Source organism: Acidovorax sp. GW821-FHT10A04 (assembly GCF_059415825.1).
The window spans coordinates 150,612-166,123 of the sequence record NZ_JBWKNZ010000006.1 but is presented as its reverse complement, the minus strand read 5'-3'; the positions used below and the strand labels follow the sequence as shown (position 1 = coordinate 166,123).

14 protein-coding genes are annotated in these 15,512 nt (G+C 70.6%); 12 read left to right on the top strand and 2 right to left on the bottom strand.

Annotation, left to right across the window (positions count from 1 at the left end):
• The first annotated feature begins 3 nt into the window (after positions 1-3).
• From AC07PF_RS14860 to cobT, 9 genes are all read left to right on the top strand, one after another.
• On the top strand, positions 4-426 hold the full coding sequence (locus tag AC07PF_RS14860; RefSeq protein ID WP_494612394.1) for a DUF1636 family protein: 423 nt from the start codon (positions 4-6) through the stop codon (positions 424-426).
• Positions 427-496: 70 nt separating this feature from the next.
• Complete coding sequence (locus AC07PF_RS14855; protein WP_494612393.1) at positions 497-2,623, top strand: TonB-dependent receptor; 2,127 nt, start codon at positions 497-499, stop codon at positions 2,621-2,623.
• 28 nt (positions 2,624-2,651) lie between these two features.
• Complete coding sequence (locus AC07PF_RS14850; RefSeq protein ID WP_494612392.1) at positions 2,652-4,220, top strand: PepSY domain-containing protein; 1,569 nt, start codon at positions 2,652-2,654, stop codon at positions 4,218-4,220.
• A complete protein-coding gene (gene cbiB / locus AC07PF_RS14845; protein WP_007851411.1) occupies positions 4,208-5,209 on the top strand; it encodes an adenosylcobinamide-phosphate synthase CbiB in 1,002 nt (333 codons plus the stop codon). The genes AC07PF_RS14850 and cbiB overlap by 13 nt, the downstream gene beginning before the upstream one ends.
• On the top strand, positions 5,206-6,285 hold the full coding sequence (locus tag AC07PF_RS14840) for an aminotransferase class I/II-fold pyridoxal phosphate-dependent enzyme (protein WP_494612391.1): 1,080 nt from the start codon (positions 5,206-5,208) through the stop codon (positions 6,283-6,285). Before cbiB ends, AC07PF_RS14840 begins: the two co-directional genes overlap by 4 nt.
• Positions 6,285-7,070, top strand: a complete 786-nt coding sequence (locus AC07PF_RS14835) for a HipA family kinase (RefSeq protein ID WP_494612390.1) — start codon at positions 6,285-6,287, stop codon at positions 7,068-7,070. Before AC07PF_RS14840 ends, AC07PF_RS14835 begins: the two co-directional genes overlap by 1 nt.
• Complete coding sequence (locus AC07PF_RS14830) at positions 7,057-7,455, top strand: DUF3037 domain-containing protein (protein WP_494612389.1); 399 nt, start codon at positions 7,057-7,059, stop codon at positions 7,453-7,455. The genes AC07PF_RS14835 and AC07PF_RS14830 overlap by 14 nt, the downstream gene beginning before the upstream one ends.
• Positions 7,456-7,490: 35 nt before the next feature.
• Positions 7,491-8,951, top strand: a complete 1,461-nt coding sequence (locus AC07PF_RS14825; RefSeq protein WP_494612388.1) for a cobyric acid synthase — start codon at positions 7,491-7,493, stop codon at positions 8,949-8,951.
• Positions 8,952-8,975: 24 nt separating this feature from the next.
• Complete coding sequence (gene cobT / locus AC07PF_RS14820) at positions 8,976-10,031, top strand: nicotinate-nucleotide--dimethylbenzimidazole phosphoribosyltransferase (protein ID WP_494612387.1); 1,056 nt, start codon at positions 8,976-8,978, stop codon at positions 10,029-10,031.
• A 6-nt stretch (positions 10,032-10,037) separates the two neighbouring features.
• Here the strand turns inward: cobT and AC07PF_RS14815 are convergent, their stop codons facing one another.
• Positions 10,038-10,961, bottom strand: coding sequence for a LysR family transcriptional regulator (locus AC07PF_RS14815; RefSeq protein WP_035202624.1), 924 nt, complete (start codon positions 10,959-10,961; stop codon positions 10,038-10,040).
• A 136-nt stretch (positions 10,962-11,097) separates the two neighbouring features.
• Here AC07PF_RS14815 and AC07PF_RS14810 point away from each other — a divergent pair, with 136 nt between their 5' ends.
• From AC07PF_RS14810 to AC07PF_RS14800, 3 genes are read left to right on the top strand one after another with little or no spacing between them, the layout of a single operon-like run.
• Entirely contained in the window at positions 11,098-12,084 is a 987-nt protein-coding gene (locus AC07PF_RS14810; RefSeq protein WP_494612386.1) for a tripartite tricarboxylate transporter substrate binding protein, read from the top strand.
• A 16-nt stretch (positions 12,085-12,100) separates the two neighbouring features.
• Positions 12,101-13,282 (top strand): CaiB/BaiF CoA transferase family protein, encoded by a 1,182-nt coding sequence (locus AC07PF_RS14805; protein ID WP_007851423.1) that lies wholly within the window; start codon positions 12,101-12,103, stop codon positions 13,280-13,282.
• Entirely contained in the window at positions 13,282-14,136 is an 855-nt protein-coding gene (locus AC07PF_RS14800) for an HpcH/HpaI aldolase/citrate lyase family protein (RefSeq protein WP_007851424.1), read from the top strand. Before AC07PF_RS14805 ends, AC07PF_RS14800 begins: the two co-directional genes overlap by 1 nt.
• A 4-nt stretch (positions 14,137-14,140) precedes the next feature.
• Here AC07PF_RS14800 and AC07PF_RS14795 read toward each other — a convergent pair whose 3' ends face one another.
• Entirely contained in the window at positions 14,141-15,274 is a 1,134-nt protein-coding gene (locus AC07PF_RS14795) for a GGDEF domain-containing protein (protein WP_238541807.1), read from the bottom strand.
• Between the last annotated feature and the right edge of the window lie 238 nt (positions 15,275-15,512).

The following is a 15,512-nucleotide window of genomic DNA, read 5'->3' as shown; positions in this document are numbered from 1 at the left end:
CCGATGTCCGACGCAGCATCCCCGATGCCCTTCCCGACCACCACCGACGTGATCGTCTGCACCACCTGCCGCCCGGCCGGTGCGTCCCGTGACCTGCCTGCCAGCGGCGAACTGCTGTTCGAGGCCGTGCAGATGGCCCAGCTCGAAGACGACGCGGGCGCCTGGGCCCAGGTGCGCGTGCGCGGCGTGGCCTGCCTGAGCAGTTGCGGGCGGGCCTGCTCCGTTGCCTTCCAGGCGCCCGGCAAGCACACTTTTGTCTTCGGCGACCTTAAGCCCGATGACGAGACCGCGCGCCATGTGCTGGAGTGCGGCGCCATGCATGCCCGTGCCAGCGACGGCATGCTCAACCGCAACGAGCGTCCTGCGCGCCTCAAGAGCGGCATCGTGGCTCGGTTACCGCCCTTTGTGCCGACCCCCACCGGTTGATTCAGCAACGCTGCCATGCCCCTGGTTCCGTTACTTCCCTGAATTTGCCTGTTTTTGGAGTCCCTTTCCCATGCACCGACACCTCACCCCCCTGTCCCTGGCCGTGCTGGCCTGCATCGCTCAGACGGCTGCCCATGCCCAGTCCGCCGCCGCCACCCAGTTGCCCGCTGTGCAGGTCACGGACACGCAGTCCGCACCCGGCAGCACGCTGTCGCTCGATGCCCCCAGCGCCACGGGCTCGCGCCTAGGCCTGACGGCGCGCGAAACGCCGGCCAGCGTGAGCAGCCTGGGCGCGGCCGATATCGCCGAGCGCAGCCTGACCCGCGCGCAGGATGTGGCCGTGCGCATGCCCGGCATCACCGAGGCACCAGCCCCCGGCAACGGCGGCACCAGCCTGGTGGCGCGCGGCTTCGCCGGCCACAACTCGGTGGCGCAGATGGTGGACGGCACGCGCCTCATCGTCGCTTCGGGCACCATCACCTACCCGTTCTCGACCTGGCCCATGGAGTCGGTCGAGGTGCTGCGCGGCCCGGCCTCGGTGCTCTACGGTGACGGCGCCATCGGCGCGGCCGTGAACTATGTGACCAAGCGCCCGAGCTTCGAGACCACGCAGCGCGAGGCATTCTTCTCCGTGAGTTCGTTCGGTACGGTACAGGGCGGCGTGGGCCTGCGCGGCCCGATCAACGACGTGCTGGCCTACTCGGTCTACCTGGATGCGGAAAAGAGCGACGGCTACCGCCAGTTCATGGACACGCAGCGCCACAACTACGCCCTGGCCCTGGCCGTGCGGCCGGGCCGCGACCTGAATATCACCCTGTCGCTCGACGGCGGCGTGAACGACGATGCGCGCTACTTCGGTACGCCGCTGCGCAATGGCGTGCTCGACGAGCGCCTGCGCCGCACCAACTTCAACGTGGCCGACTCGGTGGTCAAGTACGACGACCGTGTCTGGCGCGCCAAGGTCGACTGGCAGGCCGCCGCCGGCGTGCGCCTGCGCAACGAAACCTACCACCTGAGCACCGACCGCCATTGGCGCAATGCCGAGGCCTATGCCTTCAACGCCGCCGGCACGGCCGTGAACCGCAGCGACTACCTGGAGATCCTGCACGACCAGGAGCAGACCGGCAACCGCTTCGACGCCGCCTTCGACGGAAACCTGGGCAGCATGAAGAACCGCTTCATCGTGGGCCTGGATTGGTACCGTACCAAGCTGCTGCACACCAACAACTCGCCCTACGGCGGCGCAAGCACGGTGGACCCGTTCAACTTCGCGCCTGGTGGCTTCATCAGCCCGGTGCCCACCATCCCCGGCCGCGCCTCCGAACTCAAGACCACGGCCCTGTTCGCCGAGAACGCGCTCGACCTCACGAAGGAGTGGAAGCTGGTGGCCGGCCTGCGCAGCGACCACATGGAACTCGATACCACCGACCTGCGCGGCGGCGTGAACCTGGTCAAGAAGTACTCGCCTGTCACTGGCCGCCTGGGCGCCGTGTGGGCGCCCAGCGAGGCGCTGTCGCTCTACGGCCAGTTCGGCACGGGGACCGACCCTCTCTCGGGCGCGCTGTCGCTGCCCGGTGGCGGCAATACGTTCGACCTCACCAAGGGCCGCCAGGTCGAAGTCGGCGCCAAGGGCGCCGTGCCCGCCGTGCGCGGAGAATGGACGGTGGCGCTGTACAAGATCGAGAAGCGCAACCTGCTCTCACGCGATGCCAGCAACCCCAACATCACCCAGCAGATCGGCCAGCAGTCCTCCACCGGCATCGAGCTGGCCTTTGCGGCCGAGCCCGTGCGCGGCTGGACCATCGACGCCAATGCCGCCTTCCTGCGTGCGCGCTACGACGATTTCAAGGAGCTGGTCTCGGGCGCCGTGGTCTCGCGTGATGGCATGACGCCCACCGGCGTGCCCGAGCGCACCGCCAGCATCTGGACCGCGTACCGCTTCCTGCCCCAGTGGCAGGCCGGCTTCGGCGCGCGATACGTGGGCGAGCGCCAGGGCAATACCGCCAACACCACCAGGCTGCCGTCGTATGCGGTGCTCGACGCCTCGCTGGCCTATGACTACTCGCGCAACCTGAAGCTCGGCCTGGCGGTGAAGAACCTGGCGAACCGCGACTATGCGCTGGCGGGCACGGCCAACGCGCGCTGGCTGCTGGGCGCGCCGCGCACCGTGCAGCTCACGGCCCGCGCCACGTTCTGACGCCGGTGGGCAGGGCAAGGAGCCGCGCATGGTGAAGAAGCTCGTCATCTTCGTGCACAAGTGGCTGGGCGTGGTGCTGACGCTGTTCTTCCTCATGTGGTTCGTGAGCGGGGTGGTGCTGTACTACGTACCGTTTCCCAGCCTCACGCAGGCCGAGCGGCTGGCAGCGCTGCCACCGCTGCAACTGCCCGCTGGCTGTTGCCTGGCCGCGCACGATGCGGCCAAGCGCGCGGGCCTGCGTCCCTCAGGCGGGGTCGAAGCGCGCCTGGGCATGTTCGGCGATGCGCCCGTGTGGCGCCTGCAGGCCACCGTGGCCGGCGGCGATGCCGATGCGGCGCCGCGCCTGCGCTGGCACACGCTGGATGCGCGCACGGGTGCGCTGGTGGCACCGCTCGACGACGCCCAGGCCGCCCGCGTGGCCGAAGCCTTCAGCGGCCGGCACGCCACGGGCACAGAGCGCCTGGAGCGCGACCAGTGGACGGTGCCCCAGGGCCTGGATGTGCACCGGCCCCTGGTCAAGGTGCTGCTCGATGGCGACGACGGGCTGGAGCTCTACGTATCGCCCGGCGCCACCGAGGTGGTGCGCGACACGCGCCGCGCCGAGCGCTTCTGGAACTGGCTGGGCGCCGTGCCGCACTGGATCTACCCGACGGTGCTGCGCCAGTTCCCCAAGGCCTGGCACCATGTGGTGGTATGGCTCTCCATCCCCGGCGTGCTGCTGGCTGCCACGGGCATTGCGCTGGGCATCTGGCAGCTGTTTCTCAATCGCCACCGGTGGATTCCTTACCGGAAGTTCTGGATGCGCTGGCACCACATCCTGGGCCTGGTGGCTGCCGTGTTCACGCTCACCTGGATGTTCTCGGGCCTGATGTCGATGAACCCGTTCGGCATGTTCACGGGCCGCGCCGCCGACCCGCAGGCGCGCACGCAGTGGGCCGGCGAGGCGCCGCGCATGGCGCGCGGACCGGCCGAGGCCGTGGCACTGGCAGCGGCCCAGGGCGTGGTGCCGCTGGAGCTCGATACGCTGCGCATCGCTGGCCAGGCCTGGTACCGGGTGCGCGGCCAGGGCGAGGGGGCGGTGCAGCGCCTGGTGCGGGCCGATGGTCCCGAGGCCAGCGTGGCGCTGGCCGTGCCCGATGCGACCGTGCTCGCTGCGCTGCAGGGCCTGCGCCCCGGCAGCCCGCCGCCGGCCATCGAGCAGCTCACCCGGTACGACGCGCTGTACTATGCGCGCCACCATGACGCATCGACATCCTTCAACCGACCCTTGCCCGTCTGGCGTGCCCACTGGGCGGAGGACGACGTGACCGTGTACGCCGATGCCGCCTCGGCCCGCATCGTGATGCGCGCCGACGCCACCACGCCCTGGCAGCGGGTGCTCTACAACGGCCTGCACAGCCTGGACTTCGCACCGCTGCTGGCGCGTCCGCTGCTGCGCACCGCGCTGGTGGTGGGGCTGTCCCTGTTGGGCATTGCGCTGTGCATCACCTCCTGCGTGATCGCCTGGCGCGTGTTCGTGCCCGCACGGCGGCGGCAGGCCCGCAGCGCTGCACAAGCCACCGTGGGCGATTCGTCGCAAGGCTCATGGTCGGTTTGATCGATCTGCTGCTGCCCGGCACGCAGTGGGACGCCCTGCGCGTGCTGATCTGGGTGCCTTTCGTGGCCCTGGCCATCGACTGGTGGCGAGGGGAACCACCGGTGGCCATCCACCCCGTGGTGTGGATGGGCAAGGCCCTGCAATGGTGTGGCGAGCGCTGGGCGCCGTTGTCGCCCGTGCCGCGCGATTTCAGGGCCTTCTGGTGCATGGCACTGGCCTGGTGCGTGCTGGCGGTGGCGGTCATGTCCGCGGCCTGGGGCCTGCAGTGGCTGGCACTGCGTTTCCACGACGTGATTGCGGCGGCCCTGCTGGGCCTGTTGCTCAAGCCCCTGCTGTCCTGGCGCATGCTGCACGACGAGGTGCTGGCGGTGGAGGCGGCGCTGGCCCGCTCCCTGCCCGAGGGCCGCGAGCAGCTGGCGCGCCTGGTGAGCCGCGACGTGAGCGGGCTCACGGCCGAGCAGGTGCGCGAGTCGGCCATCGAGTCGCTGGCCGAGAACCTCAACGATTCGGTGGTGGCGCCGCTGTTCTGGTTCGTGCTGCTGGGCCTGCCCGGCGCCGCGCTGTACCGCCTGGCCAACACGGCCGATGCCATGTGGGGCTACCCCGGCATGCGCGGCGGGCGCTACTGGCAGTGGGCCGGCAAATGGGCGGCGCGTGCGGACGACGTGCTCTCGTGGCTGCCTGCGCGCATCACCGCGCTGCTGCTGGCGTTGATGGTGGGCGGGCTCTCCCCCGCCACCGTGGCCCGCCTGGCGCGCCGCACACCCTCGCCCAACAGCGGCTGGCCCATGGCGGCCATGGCACTGGCACTGGGCGTGCGCCTGGCCAAGCCTGGCGTGTATGTGCTCAATGCCGATGCGCGCGACCCCGGCCCGCTCGACACCCGGCGCGCAGCCAAGCTCGGGTCGCTGGTGGCGCTGTCGCTGGTGCCCGTGGGCGTGGGCGCGCACCTGCTGATCACCATCGTGTCGGCGTGGATGGGCACATGACTGTGCCTGCCACCGCGCTGCACCACCATGGCGGCCCCGATGCGCTGGGCGCGCCCGTGCACGATTTTTCGACCAACAGCAACGCCTGCGGCCCCTGCCCCGAGGCGCTGCACGCCGTGCAGCAGGCCGATGCCACGCGCTACCCCGATCCGCACTACACGGCGCTGCGCGAAGCGCTGGCCGCCTTCCATGGCGTGGCGCCCTGGCGCATCGTGCTGGCGGCCAGTTCCAGTGAGTTCATCCACCGCATCACGGCGCTGGCCGTGCAGCAGGGGGCCTTGCAGGCCAGCTTGCCGCTGCACAGCTATGGCGACTATGCCCAGGCCGCGCTGGCACGTGGCCTGGACCTGGTGCACCGCAAGGACGGGGAGGCCGCCGTGCCGGGCCTGCAATGGGCCTGCGAGCCGTCGAGCCCGCTGGGCCGCACCGATCCGGCGCGGGACGCCTGGGCGGCCCTGGCCCAGGGCGGTGATGCTTCGCTGCGCGTGCTGGACTGTGCCTACGCTCCGTTGCGCCTGGGCGAGGACGGCGGCGCGGCGCCCTGGGCGGGCACGCCTGTGCTGCCTGCCCAACTGCCTTGCTGGCAGCTGTGGACCCCCAACAAGGCCCTGGGCCTGACGGGCGTGCGTGCCGCCTATGCCGTGGCGCCCGGGGGCGCCGAAGCGCAGGTGCAGGCGCTGCTGGCGCTGGCCCCGTCCTGGGCCGTGGGCGCGCACGGCGTGGCCCTGCTGCAGGCATGGGTGCAGCCCGGCGTGCAGCGCTGGCTGGTGCACAGCCTCGATACCCTGCGCGGCTGGAAACAGCGCCAGCTCACCCTGTGCCTGGACCTGGGCTGGGCCGTGCATGCGGGCAGCCTGGCCAACTACTTCTGTGCACAGCCCGTGTGCGCCGATCTGCCGGTCGCGCTGGTGGCCCTGCGCGCGGCCGGCATCAAGCTGCGCGACGCCACCTCGTTCGGCCTGCCCGGCGCCGTGCGCCTGGGCGTGCTCGCCCCCTCCGCGCAGGACGCACTACGCACCGCCTGGCAGGCCGCTCTAAGATCCGGGGCACAACCCGAGGAAAGCGACAACCCCTGATGCGAACCATCACCGTTACCCGCTATGTCACGCCGCTGCGTGAAGGCGGCTCCATGCCCGCCGTGGTCGAAGGCGACGACCTGGGCCTGTACGTGCTCAAGTTCCGCGGCGCGGGGCAGGGCGTGCGCGCGCTGCTGGCCGAAATGATCTCGGGCGGCATCGCCCGCGCGCTCGGCCTGCCCGTGCCCGAGATCGTGCTCGCTGAGCTCGATCCGGGCCTGGCCCAGACCGAGCCCGACCCCGAGATCCAGGACCTGGTGCGCGCCAGCGGCGGCCTCAACGTGGGGCTCGACTACCTTTCGGGCGCGCTCAACTTCGACCCTGCGGTGGACGAGGTCAGCGACGACTTCGCCTCGCGCCTGGTCTGGTTCGACGCCCTGGTGGCGAATGTGGACCGCACGGCGCGCAACACCAACCTGCTCATGTGGCACAGGAAGCCCTGGCTCATCGACCACGGTGCCTCGCTGACCTTCCACCACGCCTGGAACGGCGCGGTGGCGCAGCCTGCCAAGCCCTTCGCGCCGATTGCCGACCATGTGCTGCTGCACCGGGCCACGGCGATCGCCGCGGTGGATGCGGAGCTGGCCGCATTGCTCACGCGCGAGGTGCTCACGGGCATCCTGGCCGAGGTGCCCGACGAGTTCCTGGCCATCGCCGGCGCCGAGCACACCGAGGGCCCGCTGTCGCAGCCGGCCAGCCACCGCCAGGCCTATGTGGAGCATTTCTGCGCTCGCCTGGCCGGCCGCGAAGCGTGGGTGAAGGGGGCCATCGATGCGCGCGGCTGAGATGGCGGTGTACGACTACGCCATCGTGCGCGTGGTGCCGCGGGTGGAGCGCGAGGAATTCATCAACGCCGGCGTGATCCTCTCGTGCCAGAAGAGCGGCTTCCTGCAGGCCGCCATTGCGCTCGACGAGGAGCGCCTGCTGGCCATGGACCCGCATGTGGATATCGACACCGTGCGTCGCCACCTGGCGGCCATCGTCGCCATCTGCGCGGGGGACGCGGGCTGTGGGCCGATTGCGCAGTTGCCGTTTCGCCAGCGCTTCCACTGGCTCACGGCCAGGCGCAGCGCCATCATCCAGACCTCGCCGGCGCACACCGGGCGCTGCACCGATGCGGCGGCGGCGCTCGAACACATCATGGACCGCATGGTGCGGCCGCTGCCTTGAGCGCTTCCGGTTCCCCCCGCCTGGCTCGTTGCGTGATGGTGCTGGGCACCACCAGCGGCGCCGGCAAGAGCTGGCTGGCCACGGCCCTGTGCCGCTGGTACAGCAACCAGGGCTACAAGGTGGCGCCGTTCAAGGCGCAGAACATGAGCAACAACGCGCGCGTGGTGGCCAGCGACCATGGCCATGGCGAGATCGGCAGCGCACAGTACTTCCAGGCGATTGCCGCACGCACCGTGCCCGACGTGCGCATGAACCCGCTGCTGCTCAAGCCCGAGGCCGACACCAAGAGCCAGGTGGTGCTGCTCGGCCAGGTGAGTGCCGAACTCACCGCGTTGCCCTGGCGCGGCCGCAGCGAACGCGTGTGGCCGCAGATCGCGGCCGCGCTCGACGCCCTGCGTGCCGAAAACGATGTGGTGGTGATCGAGGGCGCGGGCTCGCCCGCCGAGATCAACCTGCACGCCAGCGACGTGGTGAACATGCGCGTGGCGCGCCACAGTGGCGCGCGCTGCCTGCTGGTGACCGACATCGACCGCGGCGGTGCCTTTGCCCACCTGTACGGCACCTGGGCCCTGCTGCCCGAGGACGAGCGCGCGCTGATCCACGGCTTTGTGCTCAACCGCTTCCGCGGCGATGCCGCGCTGCTCGCGCCTGCCCCGCAGATGCTGCAGCAGCTGACCGGCGTGCCCACGGTGGCCACCATCCCCATGCAGTGGCACCACGGCCTGCCCGAGGAAGACGGCGTGTTCGACGACCGCAGCACCGCTGCCGGGGCCGTGCACACCACGGTGGCCGTCGTCGCCTACCCGCGCATCAGCAACCTCGACGAATTCCAGCCGCTCAAGAACGTGCCCGGCGTGCGCCTGGTCTGGGCGCGCAGCCCGGCCGAACTGGCGGGCCTGAAGTCCACGGACTGGGTCATCCTGCCCGGCTCCAAGGCCACCGCAGCCGACCTGGCCTGGCTGCGCACGCAGGGGCTCGATGAGGCCATCAGCGCGCATGCGGGGCAGGGCGGCCGCGTGCTCGGCGTCTGCGGCGGCCTGCAGATGCTGGGCGAGGCCCTGATCGACACCGCCGGCATCGATGGCAATGCGCCGGGCCTGGGCCTGTTACCCCTTGTGACCACCTTCGAGCCGGCCAAGACCGTGCGCCGCAGCACCGCGCGCTTCGGCGCGCTGCAGGGCGCCTGGGCGGCGCTCTCGGGCGTGCAGGCCAGCGGCTATGAGATCCACCATGGCCAGACTGCCCAGCACCCGGCCATGGCGGCCGGCGGCGATGTGGCACGCGAAGTGGTGCCGGGCCTGGCCTGGCAGAACGGCGCGGGCAATGTGCTCGGGCTGTACCTGCACGGCCTGCTCGAAGACCCTGCCGCACTGCAGGCCCTGTTCGGCCGCGAAGGGGCTGCCCCCGTGCCCACGCTCGATGCCGTGATGGAGGGCCTGGCCCGCACGGTGGACGCACATTTCGAACCCGGCGTATTGAACGCCCTGGTGGCCTGATCCCATTCCTTACCTGACGAACCCATGTCCTTCGCTATCCCCACCATCGCCGACATCACCGACGCCACGCTCACGGCGCGCCTGCAGCACATCCTCGACTTCAAGACCAAGCCCCTGGGCTCGCTGGGCCGGCTCGAAGCGCTTGCCCTGCGCCTGGGCCAGGTGCTGGGCACCGAGGCGCCGCAGCTGGTGCAGCCGCAGATGCTGGTCTGCGCGGGCGACCATGGCATCGCGGCGCGCGGCGTGTCGGCCTTTCCGAGCGACGTGACCTGGCAGATGGTGGAGAACTTCCTGGCCGGCGGTGCGGCCGTGAGCGTGCTCGCACGCCAGCACGGCCTGGCCCTCACGGTGGTGGACTGCGGCGTCGCCAAGCCCATTGCGCCGCGCGCAGCCGCCCCGGGCGCGCCCCGGCTGCTGCTGCGCAAGGTGGCGCCCGGCACGGCCGATGCGTCGGCGGGCCCGGCCATGACGGCCGAACAGTGCGGCCAGGCCATTGCCAACGGCATGGAGGTGGTGCGCGGCCTGCCGGGCAATGCGCTGCTGCTGGGCGAGATGGGCATTGCCAACACCTCGGTGGCCTCGCTGCTGCTGGCGCGCCTGGCCGGCCTGCCGCTGGCCGAGGTGACGGGCGCAGGCACGGGCCTGGACGCGGCCGGCATCGAGCGCAAGCGCGCCGTGCTGCAGCAGGCGCTGGATGTGAACGCCGGGGCCACCAGCCCATTCGACGCGCTGGCCGCGCTGGGTGGCTACGAGGTGGCCACCCTGGTGGGGGCCGTGCTGCAGGCCGCGGCCGAGCGCCGGGTCATCGTCGTCGACGGTTTCATCACCAGCGCCGCCGTGCTCGTGGCCAGCCGCCTGCAGCCGGCCGTGCTGCAGCGCTGCGTGTTCGCCCACCGCTCGGGCGAGCGCGGCCACAGCCTCATGCTGGCGCAGATGCAGGCCGAGCCCCTGCTGGACCTGGGCCTGCGCCTGGGCGAAGGCTCGGGCGCGGCGCTGGCCTGGCCGCTGCTGCAGTCGGCCTGCGCGGTGCTGGCCGAGATGGCCAGTTTCGAATCCGCAGGCGTCGACAACAGGAGCTGATTCCCCTCAGCGCCTGCGGCGTGCGGCTTGTTCGGCCGGCGCCTGGTGGTGTGCGCACAGCAGGTCGATCAGCGACTGCGCATACGCCGGCATGCGCGCCTCCTCGCGCACCAGGATGTAGCGCTCGCGCACGCTCCAGGCGTCTTCCAGGTCGATCAGCACCAGGCCCATGGGCGCCAGGTAGCGGCGCGCCGCGCTCTCGGGCACGATGCCGATGCCCACGCCGGCACCGATCATGCGGCACATGGCGTCGAAGCTCGACAGCTGCACGCGCAGTTTCTGCGGCTGGCCGAGCTGCTCGGTCACCTGCGCCAGAAAGGTCTGCAGCGTGCTGGCCGGGTGCATGCCCACCATGGGCTCGTCCAGCGTTTCGGAAAAGGCCATGCGCCGGCGCCGCGCAAAACGGTGGCCGCGCGGCACCACCAGGGCCAGGCGGTCGGTGCTGAAGTGGATGGCCGTGAGGCCCAGCGTGTCGACCTGGCCCGCGACGATGCCGATGTCGGCGCGCCCGTCGAGCACGCCGCGCGGTATCTCTGCGTTCGGTTTTTCCTGAAGCTCCACGTTCACGCGCGGATTGGCCGCGAGGAAGGCTGGCAGGATCTCGGGCATGAAGTCCGTCACCGCCGTGGTGTTGGCGAACACGCGCACATGGCCGCGCAGGCCGCCGCTGTACTCCTGCAGGTCGGCGCGCAACTGCTCGGTCTGGCGCAGCACGCCACGCGCATGGTGCAGGAAGGCCTCGCCCGCAGGCGTGGTGCGCATGCCGCGCGCCTCGCGGTACAGGAGCGGCATGCCCGCCTGCTGCTCCAGCGCCTTGATGCGCGCACTGGCCGCCGCCAGCGACAGGTGGCGCGCGGCAGCGGCGCGGGAGAGGGCGCCCTGTTCGGCCGTGAGCACGAACAGACGCAGGTCGGTCAGGTCGAATTGCATGGGCGCCATGGTACTGCGTGGCCCGCCGAGCTTTCGGTTCTGGCGAAGGCTCGGTTCTGAAATGCGTGATTGTGCAGGGGCGGCAGTGCGGCGAACATCCGTCCTCATCCGAGAACACGCCAAGGAGACAAACCGCATGAAATTCGCCTCGCCCCGCGCCATCGCGCGCCGCACCGCCCTCGCTGCCCTGCTGGCAACACCCCTGTGGGCAGCGGCGCAGGCCAGCTACCCCAGCCGCCCCATCGTGATGGTCGTGCCCCAGGCCGCCGGCGGCACCAACGACATCGTGGGCCGCCTGGTGGGCCAGAAGCTCGGCGAGGTGCTGGGCGGCGCCACCGTGGTGGAGAACCGGCCCGGCGCGGGCGGCAACATCGGCACGCAGTTCGTGGCCAAGGCACCCAAGGACGGCTACACCCTGCTCATGACCATCAGCAGCAGCCAGGCCATCAATCCCGCTCTCTTCAAGAACCCGGGCTTCGACCCGGTCAAGGACTTCAAGCCCGTGGGCCTGATCGGTGCCGTGCCCAACGTCCTGTTGGTCAACCCCTCATTCCCGGCGCGCAACATGGCGGAACTGCTGGCCCTGGCCAAGGCCAAGCCGGGCCACTACCAGTACGCATCGGCCGGCAACGGCACGCTCAACCACCTGCTCGGTGAAATGCTCAACAGCATGGCCGGCATCCAGCTGCAGCACGTGCCCTACAAGGGCGTGGCCCCGGCCATCAACGACGTGCTGGGCGGCCAGTTGCCGATGGTGTTCGCGAGCATGCCCTCGGCCCTGGCGCACATCAAGGCCGGCAAGCTGCGCGCCCTGGCCGTGAGCGGCGCCACACGCTCGCCCGTGCTGCCCGAGGTGCCCACCATCGCCGAGACGGTGGCCGGCTACAACGGCACGCTGTGGATCGGGCTGTTCGCGCCCGCAGGCTTGTCTGCCGACATCCAGGCCAGACTGCAGGATGGCATGGCCGGTGCGCTGGCCGCCAAGGACCTGCGCGACAAGCTGGAGCTGCAGGGCGTGGAGATCGCGCCCAAGACCACGCCCGACCAGTTCGCCGCGCTGCTGCAGGAGGACCTGGCCAAGTGGGCGAAGGTGGTCAAGACCTCCGGCGCGACAGTCGACTGAGCACAGGAGCCAGCCGATGACCCGACCCCTGGACCACATCACCGTGGTGTCGCTCGAGCATGCGATCGCCGCCCCGTTCTGCACCCGCCAGCTGGCCGACCTGGGGGCGCGCGTGATCAAGGTCGAGCGCCCCGGCGGCGGCGACTTTGCGCGCGACTACGACACCAGGGCAGAGGGCCTGGCCTCGCACTTCGTCTGGGTCAACCGCTCCAAGGAAAGCCTCACGCTCGACCTCAAGCAGCCCGAGGCGCTGGCCGTGCTGTGGGAGCTGCTGGAAACGGCCGACGTGCTGGTGCAGAACCTCGCGCCCGGTGCCACCGCGCGCATGGGCCTGTCGTGGGAGGCGCTGAGCAAGCACAACCCGCGCCTCGTCGTCTGCGACATCTCGGGCTACGGCAGCGACGGTCCCTACCGCGACAAGAAGGCCTACGACCTGCTGATCCAGAGCGAGGCGGGCTACCTCTCGGTGACCGGCACGCCCGAGGAGCCCTGCAAGTCGGGCAACTCCATCGCCGACATCGCGGCCGGCATGTATGCCTACACCAGCGTGCTGGCTGCGCTGATGCAGCGCGAGAAGACGGGGCAGGGCTCGCGCATCGACGTCTCCATGCTCGAATCGCTGGCCGAGTGGATGGGCTTTCCGATGTACTACGCCTACGGCGGCGCCACGCCGCCGCCGCGCAACGCGGCCGCGCACGCCACCATCTACCCCTATGGCCCCTTCCTCACTGGCGACGGCGGCACGGTGATGCTGGGCCTGCAGAACGAGCGCGAGTGGAAGCTGTTCTGCGAGCACGTGCTGCTGCAGCCAGAGCTTGCCAGCGACCCGCGCTTTGACAGCAATGCCCGGCGCAACGAACACCGGGCCGAGCTCCGGGCCCTGATCCTCGCCGTGTTCGGCACGCTCACGGCCGCGCAGGTCATCGAGCGGCTGGAGGCGGCACGCATCGCCAACGCACGCATGAACACCATGGCCGAAGTCTGGGCCCATCCGCAGCTGCAGGCACGCGGCCGCGTGCAGCAGGTGGAGTCGCCGCAAGGGCCCCTGGATGCGCTGCTGCCGCCCGGCGCGCACAGCAGCTTTGACTACCGCATGGACCCGATACCCGCCGTGGGTGAGCACACCGAGGCCATCCTGCGCGCGCTGGGGCGCGGCGACGAGCAACTGGCGGTGCTGCGCGCCAGCGAGGCTATCTGATGGCCGTGTCTTCTGCCCACGGTGCCATCGCCCGCGCGACCACTTTCCTTTTCGTTCCCGCCACCCGGCCCGAGCGCATCGCCAATGCCCTGGCCAGCGGCGCGGGCGCGGTGATCGTGGACCTGGAGGACGCGGTGGCGCCCGATGAAAAGGCCACTGCGCGCACGGCCTTGCTGGCTGCCGTGAGGGCGCTGGAGCCAGCGCAGCGCGCGCGCCTGCTGGTGCGCACCAATGCTGCAGGCACGCCCTGGCATGCCGACGACCTCGCTGCCGTGGCGGCCTGCGTGGCCCAGGGCCTGGCCGGCGCCATGCTGGCCAAGGCCGAATCGGCACCGGTACTGGCCGCAGTGGCCCGCGCGCTGGGCCCGCAAGGCCTGCTGGTGCCGCTGGTCGAATCGAATGCCGGGCTCGATGCCCTGGATGCGCTGGCGCAGGCACCGCAGGTGGTGCGCCTGGCCTTCGGGCACCTCGACTTCCAGGTGGACCTGGGCATGGAGTGTGCTGCGGATGAGACCGAGCTGCTGCCGGTGCGCCTGGCGCTGGTGCGTGCCTCTCGCCGCGCGGGGCTGGCCGCGCCGGTGGATGGCGTGACCACGGCCACGGACGACCTGGCACGCCTGGCCGAGGACACGGCACGCAGCCGGCGCATGGGCTTTGGCGGCAAGCTGTGCATCCACCCCGCCCAGGTGGCGCCGGTGCAGGCCGCCTTTGCGCCCCAGCCGGCGGAGCTGGCCTGGGCACGGCGGGTACTGGAGGCAGCGCCCGCGCAGGGCGGCGCGGTGTTCCGGCTCGATGGGCGCATGGTCGACGCGCCCGTGCTGGCGCTGGCCGCGCGGCTGGTGGCCCGGGCCTGAGGCGCTATCCGACCACGGTCTGGTTGCGACCCTGTTCCTTGGCCTGGTACAGGGCCTGGTCGGCGCGCGTGAGCATGGCGTCCAGCGTGTCGCCGGGGCCGCCCCATTGCGTCAGGCCGATGCTCACCCGGCAATCGAGCGGGTGGCCTACGGCCAGCGTGGCGTGGATGCGGCGGGCCACGTTGAGCGCTGCGACGGCATCGGTGCCGGGCAGCACCACCATGAACTCTTCGCCGCCATAGCGGCCCATGCGGTCGGGCGTGCGCAGCACGGCCAGGGTGCGCTCCACGAAGTGCACCAGCACCGCGTCGCCATGCTGGTGGCCGCAGCTGTCGTTCACGGCCTTGAAGTGGTCCAGGTCCAGCATCATCAGCGAGGGGCCGCCGCCATAGCGGCGCGCGCGTTCGAGCTCTTCCTCGCACCGCTGCAGCAAGGCACGCCGGTTCAGCGCCGGGGTCAGCGAGTCGTGCGTGGCCAGGTGCTCGAGCTCGGTGCGCAACCGGTCGGTGGCCATCAGCAGCGCGCCGATGGACAGCATGAGGACCGTGAGGGCATAGGCACCGATGTACAGGTTCTGGTAGACCGACGGCTCCATGAGGCTGGCGCCCGTATGCCCCGCCAGGATGGACCCCAGGCGCATCAGCAGGGTTGCCAGGTGCAGCACCAGCACCACCTCCACCAACCGCACCGGGAAGTTGCTGCCTCCATAGCGCAGCAAAAAGCGCAGCTGCGCGGCATAGATGCTGGCCATCACCAGCGTGAAGAAGGTCAGCCGGGCCTCGTAGTTGGGCCAGCCGTAGGACAGCCAGGTGAAGATGCCCAGGCAGAGCAACAGCACGCCGCCCCAGATGCGCCAGGTGTGGCGGTGCCCCAGGAAGGCGCGTGTGCCCATGTAGTAGGTCATGGTGCCCAGCACCAGCAGCGTATTGGCACCCACCAGTCCCAGCCAGTCGGGCACCAGGTTGCGCGAGCTGAAGAGGGCGGTGGACGCCAGCCACAGCACGGGCGCCGCCGCCCACGCCCCGAGGCCCCGGATGTGGGGTGGGTAGTAGCGCCGCATGCAGGCGAGCACGATGGCCATCAGGGCGGACATGAATCCCGCCAGGGCGATCATGGAGCGAGGGTCGAGATTCGTCATCCTGCAGTGCTGCTGTGGGACGGTGGGCGCCTCGTAAAGAAATGTTTCCGTGACTGGCCAGTATAGCCAGCGACTGGTTGGCATGGCACTTGTCCAGTGGGCACAGTTGGTGCCGAAGGGCGTATGTGGCGGCCGCGCGACGGGTGAAATGGGCGCTTTTGGTGCCGTGCAATCCCGCCGTGGAAGCGGCTGTGCACGCTATCGGTGCATTTTGTATACAAACTGATGCGAGCATTGT

What these genes read in the sequence shown, in the direction of transcription:
- AC07PF_RS14810 (WP_494612386.1), top strand. Translation starts at nt 11,098, where the DNA reads ATGAAATTCGCCTCGCCCCGCGCCATCGCGCGCCGCACCGCCCTCGCT.
- AC07PF_RS14835 (WP_494612390.1), top strand. Translation starts at nt 6,285, where the DNA reads ATGCGAACCATCACCGTTACCCGCTATGTCACGCCGCTGCGTGAAGGC.
- AC07PF_RS14800 (WP_007851424.1), top strand. Translation starts at nt 13,282, where the DNA reads ATGGCCGTGTCTTCTGCCCACGGTGCCATCGCCCGCGCGACCACTTTC.
- AC07PF_RS14840 (WP_494612391.1), top strand. Translation starts at nt 5,206, where the DNA reads ATGACTGTGCCTGCCACCGCGCTGCACCACCATGGCGGCCCCGATGCG.
- AC07PF_RS14830 (WP_494612389.1), top strand. Translation starts at nt 7,057, where the DNA reads ATGCGCGCGGCTGAGATGGCGGTGTACGACTACGCCATCGTGCGCGTG.
- AC07PF_RS14825 (WP_494612388.1), top strand. Translation starts at nt 7,491, where the DNA reads ATGGTGCTGGGCACCACCAGCGGCGCCGGCAAGAGCTGGCTGGCCACG.
- AC07PF_RS14850 (WP_494612392.1), top strand. Translation starts at nt 2,652, where the DNA reads ATGGTGAAGAAGCTCGTCATCTTCGTGCACAAGTGGCTGGGCGTGGTG.
- AC07PF_RS14860 (WP_494612394.1), top strand. Translation starts at nt 4, where the DNA reads ATGTCCGACGCAGCATCCCCGATGCCCTTCCCGACCACCACCGACGTG.
- AC07PF_RS14795 (WP_238541807.1), bottom strand. Translation starts at nt 15,274, where the DNA reads ATGACGAATCTCGACCCTCGCTCCATGATCGCCCTGGCGGGATTCATG.
- cbiB (WP_007851411.1), top strand. Translation starts at nt 4,208, where the DNA reads ATGGTCGGTTTGATCGATCTGCTGCTGCCCGGCACGCAGTGGGACGCC.
- AC07PF_RS14805 (WP_007851423.1), top strand. Translation starts at nt 12,101, where the DNA reads ATGACCCGACCCCTGGACCACATCACCGTGGTGTCGCTCGAGCATGCG.
- AC07PF_RS14815 (WP_035202624.1), bottom strand. Translation starts at nt 10,961, where the DNA reads ATGCAATTCGACCTGACCGACCTGCGTCTGTTCGTGCTCACGGCCGAA.
- AC07PF_RS14855 (WP_494612393.1), top strand. Translation starts at nt 497, where the DNA reads ATGCACCGACACCTCACCCCCCTGTCCCTGGCCGTGCTGGCCTGCATC.
- cobT (WP_494612387.1), top strand. Translation starts at nt 8,976, where the DNA reads ATGTCCTTCGCTATCCCCACCATCGCCGACATCACCGACGCCACGCTC.